This is a genomic window from Serratia sp. CY27727 (genome assembly GCF_052169275.1).
Taxonomy (GTDB): Bacteria; Pseudomonadota; Gammaproteobacteria; order Enterobacterales; family Enterobacteriaceae; genus Serratia; species Serratia sarumanii.
Genome location: NZ_JBJNLB010000033.1, coordinates 1 through 540 on the forward strand (window position 1 = coordinate 1; position 540 = coordinate 540).

The 540-nt window shown below is 52.8% G+C and carries 1 rRNA gene; it reads right to left on the reverse strand.

Features of this window, described 5'->3' with window-relative positions:
• Positions 1–540: ribosomal RNA gene (locus tag ACJ8HB_RS24955) — 23S ribosomal RNA — on the reverse strand; the annotation flags it as partial.

Genomic DNA, 540 nt, shown 5'->3' on the forward strand with positions numbered 1-540 from the left:
CCATCAATTAACCTTCCAGCACCGGGCAGGCGTCACACCGTATACGTCCACTTTCGTGTTTGCACAGTGCTGTGTTTTTATTAAACAGTTGCAGCCAGCTGGTATCTTCGACTGGCTTCAGCTCCATCCGCAAGGGACTTCACCTACATGCCAGCGTGCCTTCTCCCGAAGTTACGGCACCATTTTGCCTAGTTCCTTCACCCGAGTTCTCTCAAGCGCCTTGGTATTCTCTACCTGACCACCTGTGTCGGTTTGGGGTACGATTTAATGTTACCTGGAGCTTAGAGGATTTTCCTGGAAGCAGGGCATCAACTACTTCTGCACCGTAGTGCATCGTCATCACGCCTCAGGGTTAGTATGCAACCGGATTTACCAGGTCACACCCCCTACACGCTTAAACCGGGACAACCGTCGCCCGGCTAGCCTAGCCTTCTCCGTCCCCCCTTCGCAGTAACACCAAGTACAGGAATATTAACCTGTTTCCCATCGACTACGCTTTTCAGCCTCGCCTTAGGGGTCGACTCACCCTGCCCCGATTAA